Annotated in this window: 21 protein-coding genes and 1 pseudogene; 8 read left to right on the top strand and 14 right to left on the bottom strand. The window is 33.7% G+C overall.

Annotated elements, in window-relative coordinates; translation table 11 throughout:
• Window position 1: 1 nt before the first annotated feature.
• Genes AC1RNS_RS14500 through aroE form a run of 3 tightly spaced genes read left to right on the top strand, consistent with a single transcriptional unit; the run spans window position 2 to window position 2,999 of the window.
• The gene (locus AC1RNS_RS14500) at window positions 2-754 is read left to right on the top strand and encodes an SDR family NAD(P)-dependent oxidoreductase (protein ID WP_492993624.1); all 753 of its coding nucleotides are present in this window, start codon (window positions 2-4) and stop codon (window positions 752-754) included.
• Window positions 751-2,169, top strand: a complete 1,419-nt coding sequence (locus tag AC1RNS_RS14495) for an aldehyde dehydrogenase family protein (RefSeq protein WP_492993623.1) — start codon at window positions 751-753, stop codon at window positions 2,167-2,169. Before AC1RNS_RS14500 ends, AC1RNS_RS14495 begins: the two co-directional genes overlap by 4 nt.
• An 11-nt stretch (window positions 2,170-2,180) precedes the next feature.
• On the top strand, window positions 2,181-2,999 hold the full coding sequence (gene aroE / locus AC1RNS_RS14490) for a shikimate dehydrogenase (RefSeq protein WP_492993622.1): 819 nt from the start codon (window positions 2,181-2,183) through the stop codon (window positions 2,997-2,999).
• Between the two features lie 83 nt (window positions 3,000-3,082).
• Here aroE and rpoN read toward each other — a convergent pair whose 3' ends face one another.
• The 9 genes and pseudogenes from rpoN to AC1RNS_RS14445 all read right to left on the bottom strand — a co-directional run bounded on the left by rpoN (window position 3,083) and on the right by AC1RNS_RS14445 (window position 9,760).
• Window positions 3,083-4,342 carry an RNA polymerase factor sigma-54 gene (gene rpoN, locus AC1RNS_RS14485; protein WP_492993621.1) on the bottom strand — a complete coding sequence of 420 codons (1,260 nt, stop codon included), beginning with the start codon at window positions 4,340-4,342 and terminating at the stop codon, window positions 3,083-3,085.
• A 225-nt stretch (window positions 4,343-4,567) separates the two neighbouring features.
• Complete coding sequence (locus tag AC1RNS_RS14480; protein WP_492993619.1) at window positions 4,568-4,981, bottom strand: MarR family transcriptional regulator; 414 nt, start codon at window positions 4,979-4,981, stop codon at window positions 4,568-4,570.
• A gap of 91 nt (window positions 4,982-5,072) precedes the next feature.
• Window positions 5,073-5,483: a hypothetical protein gene (locus AC1RNS_RS14475; RefSeq protein WP_492993618.1), complete on the bottom strand. Its 411-nt coding sequence runs from the start codon at window positions 5,481-5,483 to the stop codon at window positions 5,073-5,075.
• A gap of 547 nt (window positions 5,484-6,030) precedes the next feature.
• Window positions 6,031-6,690 (bottom strand): hypothetical protein, encoded by a 660-nt coding sequence (locus tag AC1RNS_RS14470; RefSeq protein WP_492993616.1) that lies wholly within the window; start codon window positions 6,688-6,690, stop codon window positions 6,031-6,033.
• A gap of 3 nt (window positions 6,691-6,693) precedes the next feature.
• Window positions 6,694-7,101 carry a permease prefix domain 1-containing protein gene (locus tag AC1RNS_RS14465; RefSeq protein ID WP_492993615.1) on the bottom strand — a complete coding sequence of 136 codons (408 nt, stop codon included), beginning with the start codon at window positions 7,099-7,101 and terminating at the stop codon, window positions 6,694-6,696.
• Entirely contained in the window at window positions 7,098-7,427 is a 330-nt protein-coding gene (locus AC1RNS_RS14460; protein ID WP_492993613.1) for a PadR family transcriptional regulator, read from the bottom strand. The genes AC1RNS_RS14465 and AC1RNS_RS14460 overlap by 4 nt, the downstream gene beginning before the upstream one ends.
• Before the next feature lie 172 nt (window positions 7,428-7,599).
• Window positions 7,600-7,857 (bottom strand): annotated as a pseudogene (locus AC1RNS_RS14455) (peptidase M14); the annotation flags it as partial.
• 481 nt (window positions 7,858-8,338) lie between these two features.
• Window positions 8,339-8,767 carry a hypothetical protein gene (locus tag AC1RNS_RS14450; protein ID WP_492993611.1) on the bottom strand — a complete coding sequence of 143 codons (429 nt, stop codon included), beginning with the start codon at window positions 8,765-8,767 and terminating at the stop codon, window positions 8,339-8,341.
• Window positions 8,768-8,905: 138 nt separating this feature from the next.
• Window positions 8,906-9,760, bottom strand: coding sequence for a helix-turn-helix domain-containing protein (locus AC1RNS_RS14445; RefSeq protein WP_492993610.1), 855 nt, complete (start codon window positions 9,758-9,760; stop codon window positions 8,906-8,908).
• 170 nt (window positions 9,761-9,930) lie between these two features.
• Between AC1RNS_RS14445 and AC1RNS_RS14440 the strand changes: the two genes are divergently transcribed.
• Window positions 9,931-10,920, top strand: a complete 990-nt coding sequence (locus AC1RNS_RS14440; protein WP_492993608.1) for a hypothetical protein — start codon at window positions 9,931-9,933, stop codon at window positions 10,918-10,920.
• A gap of 616 nt (window positions 10,921-11,536) precedes the next feature.
• Here AC1RNS_RS14440 and AC1RNS_RS14435 read toward each other — a convergent pair.
• Complete coding sequence (locus AC1RNS_RS14435) at window positions 11,537-12,727, bottom strand: M14 family metallopeptidase (protein ID WP_492993606.1); 1,191 nt, start codon at window positions 12,725-12,727, stop codon at window positions 11,537-11,539.
• Window positions 12,728-12,978: 251 nt separating this feature from the next.
• Between AC1RNS_RS14435 and AC1RNS_RS14430 the strand changes: the two genes are divergently transcribed.
• Both AC1RNS_RS14430 and AC1RNS_RS14425 read left to right on the top strand, forming a co-directional pair.
• Window positions 12,979-15,714, top strand: a complete 2,736-nt coding sequence (locus tag AC1RNS_RS14430) for an ATP-binding protein (protein WP_492993605.1) — start codon at window positions 12,979-12,981, stop codon at window positions 15,712-15,714.
• Between the two features lie 2 nt (window positions 15,715-15,716).
• Window positions 15,717-16,571 carry a CheR family methyltransferase gene (locus AC1RNS_RS14425; RefSeq protein WP_492993603.1) on the top strand — a complete coding sequence of 285 codons (855 nt, stop codon included), beginning with the start codon at window positions 15,717-15,719 and terminating at the stop codon, window positions 16,569-16,571.
• A 50-nt stretch (window positions 16,572-16,621) separates the two neighbouring features.
• On the opposite strand, the gene AC1RNS_RS14420 is transcribed toward AC1RNS_RS14425, so the two are convergent.
• Both AC1RNS_RS14420 and AC1RNS_RS14415 read right to left on the bottom strand, forming a co-directional pair.
• Window positions 16,622-17,761, bottom strand: a complete 1,140-nt coding sequence (locus AC1RNS_RS14420; RefSeq protein ID WP_492993602.1) for a SpoIIE family protein phosphatase — start codon at window positions 17,759-17,761, stop codon at window positions 16,622-16,624.
• Between the two features lie 263 nt (window positions 17,762-18,024).
• Window positions 18,025-19,038, bottom strand: coding sequence for an HAAS signaling domain-containing protein (locus AC1RNS_RS14415; protein WP_492993601.1), 1,014 nt, complete (start codon window positions 19,036-19,038; stop codon window positions 18,025-18,027).
• Window positions 19,039-19,307: 269 nt separating this feature from the next.
• Here AC1RNS_RS14415 and AC1RNS_RS14410 point away from each other — a divergent pair, with 269 nt between their 5' ends.
• The gene (locus AC1RNS_RS14410) at window positions 19,308-20,564 is read left to right on the top strand and encodes a GNAT family N-acetyltransferase (protein WP_492993600.1); all 1,257 of its coding nucleotides are present in this window, start codon (window positions 19,308-19,310) and stop codon (window positions 20,562-20,564) included.
• 30 nt (window positions 20,565-20,594) lie between these two features.
• Here AC1RNS_RS14410 and psiE read toward each other — a convergent pair whose 3' ends face one another.
• Complete coding sequence (gene psiE / locus AC1RNS_RS14405) at window positions 20,595-21,050, bottom strand: phosphate-starvation-inducible protein PsiE (protein WP_492993599.1); 456 nt, start codon at window positions 21,048-21,050, stop codon at window positions 20,595-20,597.
• 212 nt (window positions 21,051-21,262) lie between these two features.
• Here psiE and AC1RNS_RS14400 point away from each other — a divergent pair, with 212 nt between their 5' ends.
• Window positions 21,263-21,487 carry a hypothetical protein gene (locus AC1RNS_RS14400; protein WP_054771635.1) on the top strand — a complete coding sequence of 75 codons (225 nt, stop codon included), beginning with the start codon at window positions 21,263-21,265 and terminating at the stop codon, window positions 21,485-21,487.
• A gap of 64 nt (window positions 21,488-21,551) precedes the next feature.
• On the opposite strand, the gene AC1RNS_RS14395 is transcribed toward AC1RNS_RS14400, so the two are convergent.
• On the bottom strand, window positions 21,552-23,285 hold the full coding sequence (locus AC1RNS_RS14395) for a methyl-accepting chemotaxis protein (protein WP_492993598.1): 1,734 nt from the start codon (window positions 23,283-23,285) through the stop codon (window positions 21,552-21,554).
• Window positions 23,286-23,843 lie beyond the last annotated feature (558 nt).

Raw genomic sequence — 23,843 nt, 5'->3', positions numbered from 1 at the left:
CATGACAGACATCACTGAACTTTTTAATCTAAAAGGAAAAAAAATAATTGTAACCGGTGGTGCTCAAGGAATTGGCTACGAATTTGTTCAGGCCTTTAAGCAGGCTGGAGCTGAAATTGTCGTTCTAGATATTTCTGATAAAGTAGCGTCACTGAACTCTTTAAATGTTGGCTATATTAAGTGTGACTTAATGGAAGTCGAGAAAATAAAACTATATTTTAAACAAGCTTTAGAGCTATTAGATGGAAAAGTAGATGTTCTTATCAACTGCGCGGGCATTATTAAACGTAGTCCAGCGGTGGATGTACCATTAGATACATGGCAAAAAATATTTAACTTAAATGTCCTATCTTTATTTGAATTAAGTCGATTAGCTGCAGTCGAAATGAAGAAATTTGGACAAGGTAAAATAATTAATCTAAGCTCCATCGTATCCATTGTTGGGGCGTACAATTCTTCACCTTATTCAGCAAGTAAGGGAGCAGTACTACAATTAACAAAATCATTATCTAATGAATGGGCTCAATATGGGATTCAAGTAAATGCCATTGCCCCAGGGTATATTTTAACAGATATGAATTCCGATATTTTACAGGATCCAGTACGTAAAAAAGAATTTGAGGATCGGATTCCATCTAAAAAATGGGGTGATCCTCAAGATATTGTAGGGACGGCAATGTTTTTGGCTACCAAAGCATCTGATTATGTTACAGGTATTTTAATCCCAGTCGATGGAGGTGTTTTATCACGATGAGAAAAAATTTATATATTGATGGACAATGGAGAGAAAGTGAAATATATAGCGAATTAAAGTCACCTTATTCACAACAAACGATTGCAAATATCGCCCAGGCTTCAACTGAGCAGGTGGAAGAGGCAATCGATGCAGCGCAGGAAGCATTTAAAGTAATGAGAAATCTAACAGCGTATGAGCGCTCAAATATATTAGAACAGTTGGTAAATCTGTTAATTGCTAATAAAGAAAAAGCTGCAGAGATTATTTCATTAGAATCTGCGAAGCCTTTGAAATTTGCAATAGGCGAAGTAGAACGAACAATAGAAACCTATAAATTCGCGGCAGAAGAGGCAAAACGAATTTACGGTGAAGTTCTACCAATCGATGCTGCCAAAAATGGCGTGAATAAAATCGGATTAACAATTCGTGAACCATTAGGAGTGGTGGCAGCTATTACGCCTTTTAATTTCCCGATGAATTTAGTCGCACATAAATTAGGTCCAGCAATTGCAGCAGGTAATACAGTTGTTCTAAAACCAGCTTCCCAAACACCGTTATCATCCATATTTTTAGCGGAATTATTAAGTCAAACAGATTTACCTAAAGGCGCATTTAATTTGATAACTGGAAGTGGAAGAACAGTTGGAGATGTATTGGTAGAAAGTGAAAAAGTAAAGATGGTTACGTTTACGGGAAGTCCAGGTGTTGGATTAGGTATAAAACAACGTGCTGGACTGAAGAAAGTCTCCCTAGAACTAGGATCGAATGCAGGATTAATCATCGATCAACTTACGGATATTGATGTAATAACTGATAAATGTGTGGTTGGGGCATTTTCAAATCAAGGACAAATTTGCATTTCATTACAACGAATTTATGTGCATGAAAGTGTAGCAGAAGAATTTTTGCAAAAGTTTAAAGAAAAAGCTGAGAAATTGATATTGGGCGATCCGCTGAATATAACAACAGATATTTCGACGCTAATTAGTTTAGAGGACAATCATCGAGCCCTAAGCTGGATTGATGAGGCAATAGCAGACGGAGCAAAATTAATTAGTGGGGGCCAAGTAGAAGCAAATATTTTAAAGCCTACTATTTTAGCTGAAGTACCTTCGACATCAAAAGTATCATGCCAAGAGGTCTTTGCGCCAATCGTGACAGTAAATAAAATTAGTGCTGTTCAAGAAGCTATTGATGCAATAAATGATTCTAGGTTTGGATTACAAGCTGGTATATTTACAAATGATATTAAAAACGCTTCAAAAGCCATGCATCTATTAGAAGTAGGTGGAGTAGTTATTAATGATATTCCAACATTTAGAGTAGACCATATGCCGTATGGAGGTGTGAAAGAAAGTGGTAACTGTCGCGAGGGTGTAAAATATGCTATAGAAGAAATGACAGAGTTAAAGCTAGTTATTTGGAATCAATAACAATAGAGAGGGTGATACTTATTCAAGTCTATGGTATTTTGGGAAACCCCTTAGAGCACTCGCTTTCGCCTTTATTGCAAAATGAAACCTATAAAGAGAATAATATTCAAGCCTCGTTTCAAAAATTTGAAGTGGAGGATGATGAATTAAAAAATTTTATGATGCATTTAAAATCCAGTCATGAAGGTGGATTAATTGTTACAATTCCCTATAAGGAGAAAGTACTGCCGTATATAGATGAATTAGATATTACTGCTAAAAATACAGGTGTTGTTAATATTATTCAAGCAGTGAATGGAAAGCTTATTGGATATAATTTTGATGGTCAAGCGTGGTTAGCAGGACTTTTACAAGAGTTTAGCCTATCAAATTTGAATGGAATGAAAATTCTTTTGATAGGATTTGGAGGAGTAGCTAAATCCATCTACTTTGAGCTCCTGCAATTTGAAGATGTTGAAATTGATATAACAAACCGAACTGTAGATAAGGTAAAGAATACGATAGATAGGCCGAATGTTAGGGTCTTATCTTATGAAGAAGCTGAACAGCAAACACTTAAATATGACGTTATCGTTCAAACTACCCCTATAGGTATGTGGCCACATACGGATGCCATGCCTCTAAATATTGTACAGCTAAAAGAAAATGCGATTGTTTCGGATGTCATTTATAATCCTCAATATACAGCATTTCTTAAGCAAGCTAAAAATTTAGGTGCCCGTATACAAAATGGTATGACCATGCTAGTTATGCAAAATCACAAGGCAATAAAAATGTGGTTTCAGAAAGATGTAAATTACAAGCAGATGGAAAATTTAACGAAAAAATAATGACTATCATTAAAAAAATCCCCCTTTAAATATATCAAAAGGTGAAGAAGAGCTTAGCGGTTCTCTTCACCTTTCATTGTGTTCTATAATTCTTTTCGTTTAGAGGATGAGGGGATATTTAATTCATCTCGGTATTTAGCGATAGTTCTTCTAGATAACTCAACTTCTTCTTGACTGCAAACGAGTTCCAGTATTTTGTTGTCGGATAATGGCTTTTTCTTATTTTCATTTTTCACAAGTTCAAGAATTTGTGTTTTTATTTTTTCCTTAGAGATATCTTCCCCAGAATAAGTCGTTACCTTAGATGAAAATAAATTCTTCATTAAGAAAGTTCCCCAAGGTGCCTGAATATATTTGTTCATCGTTGCTCTACTAACAGTAGATTCATGACGATCAATAGCTACGGATATATCCTTAAGAGTCATTGGTTTTATAAAGTGTAGTCCTTTTTTTAGGGCTTCCAATTGTTCTCGTATTAGATACTCCATTATAGCAATCATTGTCTCTCTTCGTTGTACAAGAGATTGAGATAACCAGTTGTAATCCTTCTCCCACTTATTCATTTGTTTTTGTTCTTCTGCGGATAAGTACATCGACTCTATTTTTGTCATAGTAATAGAAGGAGAGAACCAGTTACTTAAAGCGTAAGTAATGAAATCATCTTTAATGTCAATTATTATATCTGGACGAATAACTTCAGACATACTAGAATAATCGGGTTTAAAAGGCTTTGGGTTTAATGATTTTATAATATTTATAGTATATTTCAGTTCTTCTTCATCTATCTGTAAACATTTTTTTATATCATTCCATTTACGATCCGCTAATTTTTCTAAGTGATGTTGGATAATTTCTTTCGCAAATAATTCATCAGGATAGAAAGCTTCTAGTTGTAACAGTAAACAATGCTTTAAATTTGTAGCTCCCACGCCTACATAATCTAAATTTTTCAGAAGCTGTAGAGCGTGATTATATTGTGACTGCGAAAATAACTGAGTCGCATTTGGTAAATAACCAAATTCATTTAAATTCAGAATAAGTTGTTGAAGAAGCTGATAATCTTCAGATGAATGATAAGTTAAACGAATTTCACTTAAAAGGTGATCTACATTTGATATCCTGTACTCCGCATTGTTTTCGGGTAGATTCATATATTTGTTTGTATGATAACCTTCCTTAAAGTGAAAGCCATCTTTCACTTCAATTAAGGGATTTGAAAGTGATTGTTCTATAAGAAATGTTTCGAGCTCATCTGAAGGCATTTGTAAAAGCTCTATTGCTTGTCTCAATTGTTTTGTCATAGCTAGTTTTAAATCTAATTTTTGATTCACTTCTAAACGCATTGAACTCACCTCTTACATTCCATTATAATATTTATCTTAAATTAAATCAGAATATTTCTAATGGTATTTATATTAAGAAAGATATAAATAACAATAATTTTTAGTAGTTTATATGATATAAATACGTTGTGCAAGTGAATAATGAACCAATGAGATAATGAGAAATTCATGAATTACCTTAGATATTTTCTGGGCAATAAAAAAAGGACTTCATTTTATGAAATCCTAAAAAATTTTTTTCATTAGTTGATTAACTTCACTCAAAACCTTAGCCATATCCGTAAGTTTTTCTTGGGAGAACTTCAAAAATAAATTTTGAACCTTGGTTTCACCATTAAATGTTAAAACTATTTTTACAACACGTCGGTCTCCATTTTCTCTAATGCGCTGTACTAATTCTAATTTTTCTAGCTTATCGCACATTGATGTAACTGCACCAGGAGTCACACTAAAGAAATCAGCAATTTCGGTTGCTTTCATACCCTCATTTATTTTTAACTGGAGTAAAAGAATTAGTTGATTTTGAGATAATGATTCCCCTTCAGATAGGAGGTTGACAAACATTTTCGATTTTTGCTGTATTTCCAGCATTTCTCGCATAATGACTTCTACATAAGGTAATTGGTCTTTTTCTGACATAGTATCACAGCCTGTTAAAATATTTAATAGCTAAATTATATAGCAAGTATATAATATGTGCTACATATCTTCTGAAGTGTTTACTTAAGCTTTAATCTTTTATTTGTTGTTTTGTAAAAAAAGTTTCTAAAAAAATGTAAACGAAATTACAGATGAAGAAGAGAATACAAATAATCATATGAAAGTACCAACTACCTAATGCTTTGTAAGTTACTTTATATTCAAAGTAACCATATATTAAAAAGAAAATAATTATGAAACAAAGGATCATAAGGTAAATAACTTTAGATTCCAAGATACGTAACTTACGGGCATATAAAGTCATTAAAAGTGCTATTACAAGGTACAAAGAAGCTGTAGGTAATGCCTCTTTAAAATTAGGCATTCTATTAAATTTTCTGTCTATATTCAGTTCATTCTCTAAAAAATAACTAAAATTAAAATAAATCATTGCAAAAATAAAAATTATATAACGAAGTACTTTCTGTTCTAATTTTTTCAACGTTTCCTCCGACTTACGAAATATTTTTTATAGATTCTATTTATTAATGATCCTAAGTTAAATATTTGCAGCAAAATTTTTTTGGTTATCTATTGAGTTTTAAAGGAAGTAATTTTAATTAATATTAGACGATTTCCTATAATATCCTTTATTTACTTATAAAAATAATGATTACTAATTAATTGTGAATATATTTATAAAGTGACTTTTGGTGTAGGAGAATATCGTTTATAAGACGTAAAGATCATGAAGGGTATGGGTAAGCAGAAAAGGTTAAAATAGTAGCAAGCAGAGGACAAATTTAAAGAGTACTGTTTGAAAATAACTAATTCAAAACGTACTCTTATTTTTTAATATTTTATTTTATAAATGTATTGTGCATCCATTCCTCCAATATAGTCAGAAGTAGATTATTTACTACCACCTGTAATAAAGTCTTTAGGGATGTATATAGTCCATGATTATACTGAATAACATTACCTATACTATCGCCATCAGGATTATCAATAAATCTTCACGCTCCAATAAATTATTCTTTCATCTCTGTTTAGATTCTTTTAGGAAGGGTTGTTGAATTGTACATTCTTCTTTTATAAACATAAAAGTACATGCTTAGAGGCCACCACAAGACTACGAAAATTGGGTAGATTGCCCATATTACTCCTGGTGAGGAGACGACATTTACTGTAATGAAAAAGATGCTGATAAGTACTGTAGCGGTAACAGAGAATGCTACAAATGTTTTTCTTTGAACATGGTATAAAGCTAAGGGCCACCACATGACTAAAAATGCTGGATAGATCGCCCAAGGATATAGGTGAGATAAAATAATATTTAATAAGGAATAGTAAATGATGGTAGTTGCACAGCCTATTAGTGCAATTTTTAATGTTTTTGCTTTTTCATCCAAGTACATAAGAATTGGCCACCAGATGATTGGATAAACCGCATAGATAAACCAAAAATGCTCAGGTGAATATAAATAATTTTCAATGATAAGAAATGCAATTATCATAGCACTGCAAATAAGTGAATATGGTTTATACATTTTTTTTAGCATAAAAAATAAAGTAATAGGCCATAGCAAAAGTAATAAACATGGATAAATAAACCATGCTGTCTGTGGTGATGTTGTATAATTGACGATTCCTAAAAATATCATGGTCATTAAACTACCTGCAATGGAAAAATTAATTAAATTTTTCATGTTTTATTCACTCCATTTCTTACGTGACCAAACAAAGTACATTGCGAGTGGCCACCATAAAATAGCGAAAATAGGATAAATCGCCCAGATAGTATGGGGTGTATAGTAAATGTTCATAAAGATAAAAAATGCAATAATTAAGCCGCTACCCCATAGAGAAAATTCCAAATTTAATCTTGACATGTTTCTCTTTTCGGGCTCCTTCACATCTAATTCTTGTTTTAAATCCTCAATATCCCCGAATTCCACGATGGCTTTGTTAATGGCATCCTCTTCCTCTTTGCCTTGATCCATTAAGTAGAATACTTTTTCTTCAAGATTTTGAATGATTTCCTGTTTGACCATTTCCGTTTCATGGGTACGAGGAAAGTCCTTAAAAAGCTCATCAATATGATTTTTAATTTTTTTCATTCTAAGTCCTCCATAAATAAGTCGATAATTTCCTTTACTTCCGACCATTCTTTCACTAGCTCATTTAAATAAGCTTTTCCTAATGGGGTAATTCGGTAATATTTTCGTTTGCCACCGTGGGAGACATCTCCAAAGTAGGCTTCAATAATTTCCTTTTTCTCAAGACGTTGAAAAACGGCGTATAAAGTTGCTTCTTTAATTTGAAAACGATTATTTGTGCGGAGACTTATTTCCTGAGAAATTTCATAGCCATAACGATCTTTCTCTAAAATGAGCCTTAAAATAATGGAATCCAAGTGTCCGCGGATGATATCACTTCGAACCATACGTCACCTACTTCAATATATTGCTCTATCTGTCAGAGTAATATTAGCAAATATTACTCTACCTGTCAAAGTAATTTTTGAGTATAAAAAAATCCCCTTAATGTGGGGATTGTTAATTATGAATTTATAATTAGTGATGTTTTTCTTCATTCTCTTTAATTAATTCCCAGCTTTACATATACAGTACAGCAAGAAAAATTCCTAATGCTTCTTCATAAATGTCGTCAAATTGGCTGATTGGTAGAGGATTAGTACCGCTTCTCAGCTCAACAGTAAAGACAGGTCTGCACCAATCCTGAATAAACCAATCCTTATAGCCTGCATAGCTTCCAGCTGAATTGATCGGTTCATAGCCACTAACCCGACTAAACTCGTTAACCAGTATTTTAAACTCTGGTGGCTCCAAGTTTTCAAAGCCCCAATAAAATACTCAAGAATTTGTTGAAATGCTACCTAGAACGCTTTATAGATATTAACTTATGACAATGTTATTTGTGATGATGAAAAGCCACACATAGTTGAGACTTTATTCGAAAAATCACCTAAAGTGGATTTGAGATATGGTCCAGTTAGGCATGTATCAGGCTTCGATTTAAATATTGAATGTTAAAAAACAGGAGGGGGGTCACTAATACTAGGATTCTGTGTATTATAAAAAAGTTACTAAAATCGCCTATCAAAATCTATTAATGGCAAATATTATTTAATGGATAAAACCTGTCTACCCATGAGAAGATAAGGCAGAAGTAAAGTTAAAGTAGGAGATAGGGGATATATCATAGAAGAAAGTATTTAAACAAATTTTTATATCTCTTAAATAGTGGTAAATTCCAAAACTGAATATATCATAATCTATCACCGTATTAGTTTTAAAGGGATTTTGAGGAATGCCAAAACTTTTGAGTAACATCTCAATCTAAAAGTGCGAAATTGCCATCCCAAGGATTAAATATATATGTGCCTTCATTCGTATATATATAATAAAGTCCATTTGAAGCTTTATAATCTTTGGGTTTGTTTGTTTTATTACCTGTTTGATTCTCTATAATTTGAGTTGCTTCTTGATAAGTATAAGCAGGAATAGACGTAAAAATTAATATACTGCTGATAACTAGAATGATAGGATAACCAAATAATAAAAGATTACTTTTTTTTATTAAAAGATTACTTTCATTCCCTTGTCGGGATATAGAAAAAATCATAAACAAACCCACGATAATTACAAAGAAACATTGTGACATTACACTTTCAACAAATGCATACTTCATACTTAAAACAAATAAATAGATACCTAAAAAAGTTTGTATTCCACTCATTAAATATAGGTAACGCTTCGTCATAAATTAATTTCTCCCCCTCAATTTCAAATAATAAAATTTTTGTTCCTTTACCTTATTCCTCCCATAGCTTGAGAGATGATTATAAAATTTAAAGCGTAAAAATCGATCATCTCTATAGGTTATTATTTATAATTAAGATTATGACGTGTAGTACATGTATTCTTTATAAATGCAATCCCAATATTCTAAATCATCATAAATTGATACTAGGTTAGCTGCTTTTTCCAAATAAAATGATGGTTTATCCATTTCTAAGGAATATTTACAAATTGCTTTTCTAGTATAATAGAGTGCTAATATAGTGTAATGCAGTCTTTTTTTCTCAACTAGAAGACTATGTTCTATAATTTCTAATGCTTCTGAAAACTTCCCTCCTTTTATTAGTAACAATGAAAGATTCACTGTAAACGCAGATTCTAATTCTTTTGCTTCTGGATAATGATTATATTCACTTAATCTTGATAATACGTTTTTGGTAAAATCTTCTACACTATCTATAGGGAACAAAAAAAGAATAGAATTAATAATTTTTAGGTCATTTACATACCATTGTTCGTACAGTGAAATACGTTGCCATATAGGTTCGACAATTTGTTGAGCAGTTTCTAAATTATTATCATTCATTTGAATGAATGCTTTACAAATGCGTTTGATATCATCTAATTCAATGTCGTATTGATTTTCTAAAAAACTGTTAATTTTCTTCTCTAATATTTTTATTTTTCTAATATTATTGTAATTTAGCGTAAAAAAATCTTTTATCAGGTTATTTTTAACTCCATAATTATAATTGTTTGAAATATATTGGAACTCATCAACTGAAATATTCAATCGGTTTAGTAACTCTAAAAAAATTTCACTACTTACATCTTGGCTTCCACTTTCAAATTTAGAATAAGTACTTTGAGAGATTAAATTTCTAGCCACTTCTACTTGTGTAAGTGCTCGATTTTTCCTAATGGTCTTAAATAATTTGCCTGTATTTATCATCATATCAAAGTAACCCCCTATAATAATAAAATATTCGATATGTAATAATTCGTTATGAAACTAATAAAACCTCCTATAATAAGTAAATAAAGGGGGTGAAATACATTTGAATAAAGTACAAGCAGACGTTTGGATTATTGTTGGAAGTAAATTTTAAAAAAGGGGTGGAGAAAATGATGAAAAAAACGAGTCTTTTTTTATCTAGCCTATTGTTAAGCTTTACTATTCTAAGTTCTATTGGGCCAGCTAACGCGGCAACAAATTTTGAAAGTTCTCAAAATACAATTAATCTAGTTATAGACAATGAACCTGTTAGTGTTAAGCTTTTATCAGAAACTAAATCTTCTCTTTCAGTGGAAATTAATGCAGAAGGAATGACAGACATTGCGGAAATTGATTATATAAATAAGAGCTTTACTATTTTAGACGAGGACGGAAATAAAACTATCTACAATGCCGAAGATTTTATATCTGAATTAACAGAAGAAGATACTAAGCATGTTGAAAAATATAGCATTAAAGAAGAACCAATTGAAGGAGAAGAAATAAATTTTAATAATCTTAATTATAGTATAGAGGGAAATTCAATAATGCCTCTAAATAGTAATTCATCAAGAAATTACTATGGAGACATTCAACAAGCAACAGGGGTATATGGAACTTGGTATAAAAATAGTACTAACATTGTCAGTGGTAAAACTATTGATACAATGCGTGGGGTAGTTTGGAGTGATACAAAAACTGTAAAGAAAATGGAATTTACTAAAGGTACTGCATTTGCAGTGGTAACTGCAGCAGTTCTTGCTTTTTGGAAAGGGTTTACATATGGATCTGTTCTAGCCGCTCTAGGTGGTGTTGGTATTGCATTAGTTCAAGGATATTTAGGGACAGACTTAACTATATTTGTAAAGGCTGAACAAGTGGATATTGGTAGGGGCTTTTATGTTCAACACGAGGGATTCCCTACAGTAACAAAATCTTATTCTTTATATGTCAATATTTTGGGTCCAAACAATCAAACTGTAAGAGAAGAGTATAAATCTGGAGGATTTGCCTTTTTCTACAACGATTGGTCAGATGCTAGTGTCGCCAAAGTTGCTTATCAACAGTATCTGTATATAACAGGTAAACGTAGCACATATCCAAAAGCATCAGAATTTTAACCAAAATCACATCATTAAATTAATGAGAGGAACCTAGAATAATGGATGTTTTATAAAAAATGAAACATCCAGAGTTTCTTCTTTTATACATGTTAAAAAGCTTTAAATGACTTTCTACAACCTTTTTTGTAATGTAAAAATGGTTAAGTAGATACGGATGAACGTTGGATGAAAATAACATAAGATCGTTTCTCCCATATGAAAAATATGTAGGAAGCGATCTTTTTAAACTTATAATTCGTCTTGCGGTAGATAATGTTGTGTTCTCATGCAGCCTTTTTTGGTACGAAATTTTTTAAAAATGATTGCTTACTATAATTCCCTCTAAAATCTTAATTAAGAGGTACATACCGAGAAAGCACTGATTTTATTCACTATAGTCCATGTGGATCGCTTCCAACTACTGAGCCCACTTGATTTAATAATCGTACCAGATTCCTCTAATATATCGAATAAACCTCGCTAAAGGTGGCTAGTATTGATCATTTAACTTGGTCCTACATATGAGCTGCCATCCACTTCTCTATAATTAGCATGTTCAATGAAGTCCATAATTGTAGAAGGTACCGCTTTGAATTATGGCAAAATTGCAGGGAATTTGCCATAATTCAAAGCTTTACATATACAGTGCAGCAAGAAAAATTCCTAATGCTTCTTCATAAATGTCGTCAAATTGGCTAATTGGTAGAGGGTTAGTACCGCTCCCCAACTCAACAGTAAACCCAGGTCTGCGCCAATCCTGAATAAACCAATCCTTATAGCCTGCATAGCTTCCAGCTGAATTGATCGGCTCATAGCCACTAACCCGACTAAATTCGTTAACCAGTATTTTAGACTCTGGTGGCTCCAAGTTTTCAAAGCCCCAATAAATTACTCTTCCCTGTGTATGAAACGCAAGAACTCTTGCAAAATCTCGTTTCCTTGTTAAATCAGCCATAGCAACGGCCTCTGGCTCTGACAATGGCCGTTCCCCACCATAATCCCTTGGTCCAGGCGTTTTGGGATTACGAGCACTTTCTAGCTCCCATTTTGCAGGGAACTGGTCATTTAAATCAATGCCATGTATATTGGCTTTCCAATCAGAGAAATTGTTGCTCCCATTGTTCCAATTGATTAATTGATTTCTTAGTGCTTCGTCTTCTGGTGGTCCCTGTATGACTAAGTTGACGCCATCAGGATTGACCATCGGAACTATGGAAAGGGATGTTTGCTGGTAAAGTGGGAATGTGGAGATCCCTCGAATAGTATATTGATTGGTGAGCGCAAGTAGGTAATCATTTAGAAATGTTAAAATAATGGGAGTTGTAATCCATTCATTTGCATGGAAGGAGCCGTTATAATGAATTCGCTTTATTCCTTTACCAATTAGAATCTCTGGAATTTCATGTCCTAGCACAGAATAGCCGATTGCTGAGCTTTGTAGAAATGGATAGGCATCAAGGAGCTTATTTAAATCATTCATCATGATGCTATAGGTGTAACTTGGCTGTCCATTGACTATCCTCCAAGTAATTTGTTGAGGAATACGAATGGTTTGGCCTATTTGAAGGGCATTTGGGTTAAGATCAGGATTAGCAAGTAAAAGGGCTGCTAGAGGAATATTTCTGTTTTGGGCAATTTGCCAAAAAGAATCTCCCTGCCTTATTTGATAGTCGGTAGTAATATAACCCGGAATTCGAATGCGCTGTCCAACCCTTAAAAATTGAGGGTTTATATTTCGATTCGAATCTATAATTAATTGGAGGGGGATTTTAAACACTTCGCTATAACGCCAAAGTGAATCACCAGGTTTTACGAAAATGTCCACATAGATTCTCTCCTTCGTTCAAAATACTTTAATATAGAATGTATATGAAGGACGACACGATTTATTAATAGTGCAAAGCAAAATTCACATCATTTTTATGATAAAGAATTTCCCATATACTACAAACCCCTTTTGTCCAACATGATAACATTATATGAAGAAGGAGCAAAAAAGAGGGGAATCTTTGTTATTTTTAATAATACAATTATACTGTTAATAGATTAATATGACAGGTAAAGGTAGGAAAACAAATGCTCAATAAATTAAAGCTAGGTATACGAACTAAAATTACATTAGGTTATATCGTTATCATACTTTGTTTACTTGCATCAGTAATCATCTTAAATAATCAAATTACTGCTTTACAAAAAGAAAGAAATTTTATTATAAAATACGATTCTCAAGTTCAGGAGCTAACCAATCGAATAGAAAAATACATTTTGGATATGGAATCAAGTCAACGGGGATTTATCATTACTGGGGATGAGAGCTACTTAGAGCCTTATAATAGTGCTGCTGAGAACTGGAAAATTGATTTTAATGATCTCCATCAGCTCTTAGATAATAAACCAAAGCAACAAGAGAAGCTTAAGGAAATAGAAGTAACGATAGAGCATTGGATTGCAACGACTGGTAATCCAACACTGTTGATGAAAAAGGAAAATAACACTGCTGCATTAAAGGAATTTTTCAAGGTCGATGTTGGTCGTAAAGATATGGAAACTATGCGTAAGCAATTTGCTGCTTTTAGATTAGCTGAAAATGCGTTTACTCAAACTAAGGCAAATCAGTTAGACAAGCGAAATAGCAATATAACGAGTGCTTTATTTGGGCTATTGGTACTTGTTTCTGGGATCGCTATTGTAATCGCTAGTGGAATTTCTCGCTCAATTGTGAAAACAATAACAGAGGTTACTGAAACGATTAAAGAAATTGCAGCTTCTAAAAGCAATCAAAAGGGCAGAATTTATGTGAAAACAAATGATGAAATAAATACCCTTGCTGATGCCACAAATGAGCTATTAGATTCGATTGAAAAAAGAGAATGGCTACAGTCAAATATTGCAGACATTGTAACCAAATATCAAGGCATCTCTGTCATAACAAAATTAGCTGAAACCTTTCTGTCTGAAATGGCACAAAAGACACAATCTTCCCTTGGCGCATTTTATGTTCGTGAAACTACAGAAGATGATAGTCAATTTGTAAAAAAAGCAGCCTTTGCTGATACAAGCACTAGTGTAGGAAAGGATAGCTTTAAACTTGGGCAGGGCTTAATTGGGCAATGTGCCTTGGAAAAAAGGATTTTAATCTACAAGGATATTCCAGATGAATTTCGTTTAATCGGTACAGGCTTAGGAGAAGTACCACCTAAAAGTATTCTTCTAATACCCATTATATTTGAGGAGGATGTAATAGCAGTGGTGGAACTTGCCACTATGACAGACTTCAGTAAGCTTCAACTGGAATTAGTCAAACAAGTGGCCGAAACGTTTGGCTTAACAGTAAATAGTGTCGTAGGACGTATGGAAATTGTACGCTTGCTAAATGAATCCAGAGCGATGACAGAGGAATTACAAGTACAATCAGAAGAGCTACAGACACAATCTGAAGAATTACAAATGCAAACAGAAGAGCTGACGATGATTAATGAACAGTTGGAAGAAAGAACAAAGGAGGCAGAGTCCAAATCGAGAGAGCTATCAAAAGCGAAAAAGGAGTTAGAGAAAAGTGCGGAACAGCTGTTACTCAATTCCAATTATAAATCAGAGTTCTTAGCCAATATGTCACATGAATTGCGAACACCACTAAATAGTATCTTAATATTATCTGAAATGCTGGCAGAAAATAGCCAAAATAACTTAACGGAAGAGGAAGCTGAGTTTGCGAAGGTTATCCATTCCTCCGGTGAGGATTTACTTGTGCTCATAAATGATATTTTAGATTTATCAAAAGTAGAGGCAGGAAAGCTGGACATAATGTTTGACGAAGTAAATATGAGTGAGATTCCGGTACAAATCGAGCAGACATTTGCACCTGTGGCAATGAAAAAGCATTTACAGTTCCATATTTCAAAAGCAGAAAATGTAGTAGATGTTTTCTATACCGATGAAAAGAGATTTCAGCAAATCCTAAAAAATTTATTATCCAATGCTTTCAAATTTACTGAGCGAGGTTCCGTAACACTGGATATCCAACAGTTAACAGAGGAGCAGTTGACAAATAATATGCAGAATGTTAGTGCTGATTGGTTAGAGATTACAGTTTCAGATACTGGTATAGGTATTCCAAAGGACAAGCATCAACTAATATTTGAGTCGTTCCAGCAGGCAGATGGGGCAACTGTACGGAAATATGGCGGTACAGGTCTTGGTCTATCAATTTGTAAAGAATTTGCCAAACTACTTGGCGGCTGGGTTTCTTTACAAAGTGAAGAGGGGCATGGTAGTAGCTTCACACTGATAATTCCAAGCCTGCCTAATGGAATCCAGGAGGAGCAATGCCTTGAATTGGCTATTCATGAGGTAGGAGCTGCAACAGAGGTACATGAGGCTGCAAATGAGTTACCTGAAGCCACAGAAATCGCAGAGGTAGAGGTATTTCAAGGGAAAACTGTTTTAATTGTGGATGATGATTACCGTAATATCTATGCATTAAAAACAGCGCTTGAAAAAAGAGGCATGAATATCTTAGTTGCCAAAGATGGGATAGAGTGCTTAGATACCATGCAAGCTACTCAGGAAGTAGATCTTATTCTTATGGATATTATGATGCCAAATATGGATGGCTACGAAACGATGTCTATTATTAGACAACAGATGAAGCTGAAGGATTTACCGATTATTGCTTTAACGGCGAAGGCCATGAAAAATGATCGTGATAAATCATTAGAGGTAGGAGCTTCAGATTATATAAGTAAGCCACTTAATTTAGATCAGCTTGTATCCGTATTAAGAGTATGGTTAGTTTCAAAAGGGAGCTCATAAGCATGGATCAATTTCAACCCTTGGAGCAAAAGCTACAAGTAAATAAGCATACAAGTTTAGAAATAGATTTATTATTGGAGGCAGTTTATCGTTTATCAGGCTTTGATTTCCGACAATATAATCGTTCTTCTATAACACGTAGAATCTTTAATAGAATGAGAATCAATAATATCCCAACAATTTCTAGAGTGCTTGAAAAAGTTATACACGATCAACAGTTTTTAGAGCAGCTATTAAATGATTTTTCCATCAATGTCACTGAGATGTTCCGTAACCCAAGTTTCTTTAAAGCCTTTCGTCAGGAGGTTATTCCGTATTTACGTGACTATCCTGAAATACGAATATGGCATGCAGGATGTGCAACGGGTGAGGAAGTATACTCCATGGCAATTTTACTAAAGGAAGAGCAACTCATTGATAAAGCCGTTATTTACGCAACAGATATAAATGAACAAGTATTAGAAAAAGCAAAAAAAGGGGCTTTCCCCATACACAAAATGCAAGCATATACTAAAAACTATTTGCTTGCTGGTGGTAATGCTGCATTTTCTGAATACTATAAAACAGATTATCAGTACGCGTATTTCCATCCTTCACTTTTAAAAAATATTATTTTTGCACAGCATAATTTAGTAACGGATCAATCGTTTAATGAATTCCATATTATTTTGTGCAGAAATGTTTTAATCTATTTTTCACAGATGCTACAAAGCAAGGTTCATCATTTGTTTTATGAAAGTCTTAGTGAAAAAGGTTTTTTATGTTTAGGTGATAAGGAAACACTGCGCTTCGATGATATTATGGAAAAATATAAAGAAATTATAGGCAATGAAAGAATATATCAAAAGATCAACTAAAAAATCCGCCCATCTTTCTTGGTAAGAAGGAAGATGGGTGGATTATATTTTTATGCATGTGCTTGAATCATTAATACACACATATCATCAGGCTGATTGTCTTGTTTCTCTTTAGACAATAAATGATCAATCAGACATTGTGTATAGTCCCATTTCGTAGATGTTAACGTTTGCAAATGTTTATCGGACTCTATTTCGCAAGGTCCCATCGCCTCTAATACACCATCAGTAAAGAGAATAATTTGTATATCCTGCTCATATTGTATTCGTTGCGTCTTTACTTCAATTTCATCAAAAAAGCCAACTGCACAGCTTCCTTGATTTAAAGGAACAAGCGTCTTTTCATCTATAAGGGCGTAGCCAGAAGGATGGCCAGCATTTACATATTCGACTGTTTTTTGTTCTGTATCAATTACTAAATAAATCGCTGTAAAGTAATATAGGTTGTCCTCATTACCATTTCTTAAAAGTGTCATATAGCGGTTTAATTCTTTTATGACTAATTCAGGCTCTATCAATTGTTTGACAGCTTCTCGAAGAACAGAAGAGATAAACATGCAGACAAGTGCTGCTGAAATCCCGTGCCCCATCATATCTAGTAAAATGACAGCATAGCGATGATCATTTATTTTGTGCCAATAATACATATCCCCTGCTAAATTAGAGGAGGGTAGGTAGGATACTACTATTTGAATATTATTCTTATTTAATGGCGGGCTCAGAAGATTTCTTTGGACATGCGTTGCCAAATCTAGTTCGTATTGTATTTTCTTTTCCTGCTGTGTATGCCAATCTAATTCAGCCTTCAATCGTAGGGCAACACGAATTCTAGCAAGAAGCTCTATTTTATTTATCGGCTTTGTAATATAATCTACCCCGCCGATATCTAAGGCTTCAGCAAGTTTGTTTTTATCTTCTAGAGCGGTGACAAAGATAATTTGAATGTCTTTGAATCTCTCGCTTTGCTTAATACGTTTACAGGCTTCAATACCATCTATCTCAGGCATCATAATATCTAACAAAATTAAATCTACAGAATTTCCTGTTGGATTTTTGACATCAAGTTGTAAATAGTCAAAAAGCTCATAAGCAGATGCTAAAGAAACACAGTTATCATAACCTGCATTTTTTAATATTTTTTCAATTACAAATAGATTTACTTGATTATCATCTACAAGAAGAATGGTCATAACTATTTCCCCTTATTCTGAATATACTGTTGCGGAAGATTAATGTATGTGTATTTAAAAACTCTCAACTACATTATTATACAAAACATTAGAGAATAATGGTATTTTAGTGTTTTGAAGGAGTATTTTACTAGGTATTAAGTCTTGAATGTTTATGAGGGCATTTAAGGTAAAAATGAAAAGAGCGTACTTAAAAAAGCCCGCTCTCAAAAGTAAATAGGTATATGCTTATATGCTTGTTTGGGTAGCAGCCAGAAGCCGGTTTAATCCTGTTGAATTCTTGCCTTTTTAAAGCCACTATAAATATCATATGCATTGGCTATGATGGCAATAGCAATGGTTACTAGTAATATGCGGTCTATAGCAAACAAAACCTTAGCAGAGGTCGTTTCTGTAATTGCAGCAATATAAGGTATAGCTGCACTGTGTATGAAATCTGGTCGATTAACCATAAGAATAAAGACAATGGTTCCTATACATTGAAGGACGGCATTTAGGACAGCAATTAGAAAAGTCCATTGACCCGCTTTTAATTTAAATAATGCTAAAGCTATACTCAAAGCTATAGATATCAAAACGATAGGTGCAAAAGACAGTAATACATTTTGGTTGAATATAGGCATAACAAATTTCAATCCACCTCTATCATGCGAAGAGTAGATTCCTAAAAGGTGATTTGCATTAAAATAGACAAATGAAAAAACAATAATACCTATTAGGCTAAAAATAATATCAGGAAGTGAAATAGTTTTATCTTTTGGAATAACTTTAGTGTTTGATAAATCATCTGGGGTCCAAGGCTTTTGTTTTTTTATAAAAGGTATTGGAATATCACTACCTGAGCGTTCAATTATAATAAAAGAAACCGTAATCCAAAACAGTACGTGTAATATCACTGTAATTACATTAGCAATAGTGATAGAAATAGCATTAATCACCATAGATAAAAGGGCATCTTCCCCATTGTAGAGTACAATATTTTCAACCACATGAACGATTACAGTAATAAGTACGGCCCAAGGGATGATTAATTTTATTGTCTGAATATACGTGTCAAATATTTGCGGGCCTATTAAAAAGCGTGGTGAATCCCTGTAACCAGCTGCAACGTCTATAGGATTTCCTAACTTTATAAGTGCTTCTTTTACATCTGCTTCGGAATAATCTTCAGGTAACATTTCTTCAATGGTGGATTTTAGCTTCAGACGAACATCATCTCGTTTCATTTTGCTTATCCTTTTGGTAACTTCATGAATATAGGCATCAATTAAATTCATTCTTAGTGTCTCCCTTCAATAAATTATTTATTGTTACTCCAACAGGGCATAAATACTTTTTCGGGAAGGTGAATTATCAGGATGTATAGTTGACTTCAAGAATAATGATCCTGGCTAGATGTCCAGCTTTAATTATCTTACTGTCATCATACAGTATTATTTTAACTCGTGGTAATATATGTTATTATCGGAAGTTAAAATTAATGTGAAAAATATGATTATGAGCAATATTTTTTAGAGTGTAATTATAAATGAACAGGAGGATGAATATGCGAGAGGTAGATAAATTACGGAATGAAGAAGAATTTTTACATTTTGTCGACATTGTGATTGGTGCTTATCCGGGTAGTCTGGATGGCTCACAACCAACAAAAGAGCAGTTAAAGGCACTTTTTATGCACAATCAAAACAATGATGCAGCTATTCACTATTATGGATTATGGGAAGAAAACAAACTAGTTGGTGGTATGAGACTTCATGATTTTGAAATGAACTTCTTCTCTAAAATGATTCCAGTTGGAGGGGTTGGTCTAGTTTCGGTCGATTTACTTCGTAAAAAAGAGAAGATAGCCAAGGAATTAATAGATCACTTTTTTAAAATGTTTTTGGAAAAACAAGTACACTTTGTAGCATTATATCCTTTTAGACCCGATTTTTATAAAAAAATGGGCTTTGGCTATGGACCTAAAGTACATCAATATTTAGTAGAACCTTCCAGCTTTCCGAAAGGTCCAACAAAAAAGCATCTTAAATATTTAACGGTGCAGGATCAGCATAAATTAGCAGATTGCTATAAAAGAGTTACAGTGAAAAGGCATGGTATGTTTTTGAAAACAGAATCAGAGCTCTCATCAATATTTAAAAATCCACAAAATTATGTGATTGCTGTTGAAAAAGGAGATACCATTCAAGGTTATTTGGTATTTTCCTTTACTAAACAAAGCGATACTAATTTCTTACTTAACAATCTAGTTATTAAAGAATGGATTTATGAAACACCTGAGGCATTATTAGAGCTTAGCACGTTTTTAAATAGCCAAGCCGATCAGGTTGCTCGTATTGAATGGAATACCCAAGAAGAAAATGTTCATTTCTTTTTAGGAGATGTAAGAAATGGAACGAATCATTTAATCCCAAGTGTCTATCATGCAAGCAATGTTTCAGGAGTTGGCCTGATGTATCGAATTATCAATGTTAGAAGCTTTTTCGAGGAGTTAAAAACACATAATTTCAATCATCAAACTTTAACATTTAAGCTTACTGTAGAGGATTCTTTACTCCCAGAAAATAATCAGCAAATCGTTATGAAAGTAATTGATGGTAATATTACAATAGAAGATAATCATAACTATGACGTGGAAATGATAATAGATATTGGAGAGCTTTCCTCTCTAGCTATGGGGGTTGTTACAGTACAAGAACTATTTATGCTTAGTAAGGTAAAGATTAGTAATGAACAATATCTTCAGAAATTACATCAACTCTTCTATGTCTATGATAAACCAATGTGTATGACAGCATTTTAGGGAAGCCATAGATTGGCATCCCTATGCGAACTACCTTTCCTTTTTCATAAAGAGTGGAGAACGTACAGGTCGTTCCAGTGGTGTAATGTTAATAATAAAATAGCTTATAATTAATATTAAAATAATAAGTGAATAAATTAAGGTATTGATGGGGTGATCATGCTCAACGATAATTAATCGAATCATGGCTGTAATACCAATATATATAAAGTAGCGTAGGGGAAAATGATAGTCCTCTTTAAAATATTTAACAATCATTGTGATGAATTCAAAATATAAAAAGAATAGAAGAATATTTGCGAGGAAAAGCTTATAGTCGCCTTTATCATTAGAGAAAATGATAATTTTAAGAAATTCGACTAATTCTTTAAAAAGCAGGAATGCTAAAATGAGCGCAAGAAGTACGAGGCAAACATTAAGAAACAGCTGTAAAGACTTTGGAACAGCCTTAATTAGTTGTTGATAGGTTGAGTTGTTTTGATCCATCTAATTCCTCCAATCATTATAAGAGACGATATAACATAATCATATGGTCTATCATCTGGCAATTATGATTTAAATATAACATTTTAACGTAAATATCTGTATTCAGTTTTGTAAAGTTTTGGTATATATACTTAAAAGAATGTTTTCAAATTAATTTAGCGGTATGCTAAAATAGATGTGCATGAATATAAATTATAAAAGGGGTTTTAAAAATGGCAAAAGCTGCAAATTCAAATGCAAAAATTACACCAGAACGTTTAGAAGAAGCATTAAATGTTCGCGATCGTCTTATTATTGAGTTACTAGTACAAGTACTTGATGAAAAGCTAGTAATTGAACGCCCTGTATTGCGTGAACGTTTAGGAAACCTTGTAGAACTTTCTGACCATGATGCAGAATTAAAAGAAACTTTACATGGTGTAATTAATAAACTGTAATTCTCTAAATATAAAAATGTAATGATAAAATCCCCTATAGCTTAGACTGTAGGGGATTTTAATATCATGTAAAACGATCTACTAATTCGTGCATACGTTCTGCTTCTGTGTGGAGTTCGACTGAGGAATGCATAATAGAAGTGACCGCTGATTTCTGTTCATCAATGGAGGCATTGATTTGCTCAGTAGCCGCTGCGGATTCAGTGGCCACACTTGCTATCTCATTAATCGCATTAATGACAATTAAACGATTTTCAGCCATTTCACTCATACCCTGATCAAGGGACACAAGATGTGCTGTTATGCCATGGATGGAATCAGCTAACAATGTAAATGCATTTTTCACCTCACTTATTGATGTGGCCTGTCCCTGTGAAAGCTGAAGTGTGTGCATCATCTTAGAGTCTGAACTAGCAGTATCGATTTCGATACGTTTTAATAAATTCCTAACACGATTAGTAGCCTCATTTGTATCCTCAGATAAATTGCGAACTTCTTCTGCTACAACTGCAAAACCTTTTCCATGTTCACCTGCTCGTGCTGCTTCTATACTCGCATTTAAGGCTAAAAGATTTGTCTGTTCAGAGATGGAGGTAATCGTTTGTACAACATGATGAATTTCCTCCATTTGTCCTGTTAAGCTCGAGAAATTTGATCGCAGTTCTTCAATGACTTGTGTAAATTCATGCGAATTTTGCTGTAATACTTCGACCTTTTGTCTACCATTTTCCTGTGAGTTATTTATATTATTCATATCCTCAGTAATTTCAGCATATTTTTCAGTTGCATTGGAAATAAGGGAAGACAATTTTTCAACCTTGCTAATGGCCATTTCAGCTTCTTCCGCCTGAATAACAGCTCCATTAGATATTTCAGTAATAGCCTGATGGATTTCATCTGCAGAAGCAGTTGTTTCTTCTGTAATGGCGCTAAGCATTTCCGAGGAAATCCTCATTTTGCCTGCGCTATCTTTCGTGTTATTCACCATTTCATTTAAGCTATATTTCATATTATTTACATTACTAGCGAGTATCCCTAATTCATCTTTCGTAGTTATAGGAATATCCTCGCCTGTTAGTTTCCCTTTAGCAATATCAGATGTCATCACCATAATTCGGCGTATGTATGAAGTCATCCTACCAGAGAAGAACCAATATAGGGCAACGCCAATGATTGTTGCAAGGATAGTCATAACAACTGTGTAGTAAAGGACATTTTTAGTACCTGCATTAAAATCCATTTCATAAGTACCTGCAGCAATAATCCATCCCCAATGCTTGTCCGTGGCTACATAAGTAATTTTAGGAGCAACTACTTCAGGATTTGATGGCAATGCCCAGTCGTAACGGACATACCCTCCACCTGCCTTAGCCTCATCAATCATTTCACGTACAAAATAACGACCATCTGTTGTTTGTAAATCTGAGATATTTTGTCCTTCAAGGGATGGGTGGCTTTCTACTGTCCCATCAGCTTTGAATGCATAAAAATAGAAATTTTCACCATATTTTATAGGGTTATCAATAGATCTTTTATTATCTTCTGTTTTCGTGCCAACTATTTGTGTCCTAGCATGCTCCTGAGCTTCCTCTAATGTTAGCTTTCCTTGTTGAACTTGCTCATCTAATTGAGCTATTAATTCGAGTATCCCCAATGTCCCATTCTTTAGACTTTGTCTACCTACCTCATCAATTTCACTTTTTGCCACAAAGTAATTTACCATACCAACTAAAGTTGTAGGAATCAATATGACGATAATGGCTAATGTGACAAGTTTGTTCCGGACTGACTTCATCATAGGCGCAACCTCCGTTCCTGTCTACTTATACAAAGCATTACTAATCCTTAATGTAATTATAATACAAAGGATTTCAATAAAATAGAAAATTCCAAAAATTAAACGTTGATATTTCAAAATAAGGGCAATATTATATTCTTTTATGATAAATGGGTGATTGAAGCCACTTAATAGGAATAGATTACAGTAAAAGCTTGAGCCTTCCAAAATACTAGCTTAACGAAGGATAAAGTTACTTGGGTAACCCTGATAACTGCTTAGAAGAGGGGTAAGAATGCTCAAGCCTCACGAAAAATTGCTCAGGCGAGGCGTGAAATTGCTCGTGTCCCCATGAGAATCGCTCAGCTGAGGCGTGAAATTGCTCGTGTCCCCATGAGAATCGCTCAGTTGAGGTGTGGAAATTGCTCGTGTCCCCATGAGAATCGCTCAGTTGAGGTGTGGAATTTGCTCGTGTCCCCATGAGAATTGCTCAGTTGAGGTGTGAAATTGCTCGTGTCCCCATGAGAATCGCTCAGCTGAGGCGTGAAATTGCTCGTGTCCCCATGAGAATCGCTCAGT

This window comes from Lysinibacillus sp. GW821-FHT14F06, from assembly GCF_058803665.1.
This window is presented reverse-complemented; position numbering and strand designations above follow the sequence as displayed.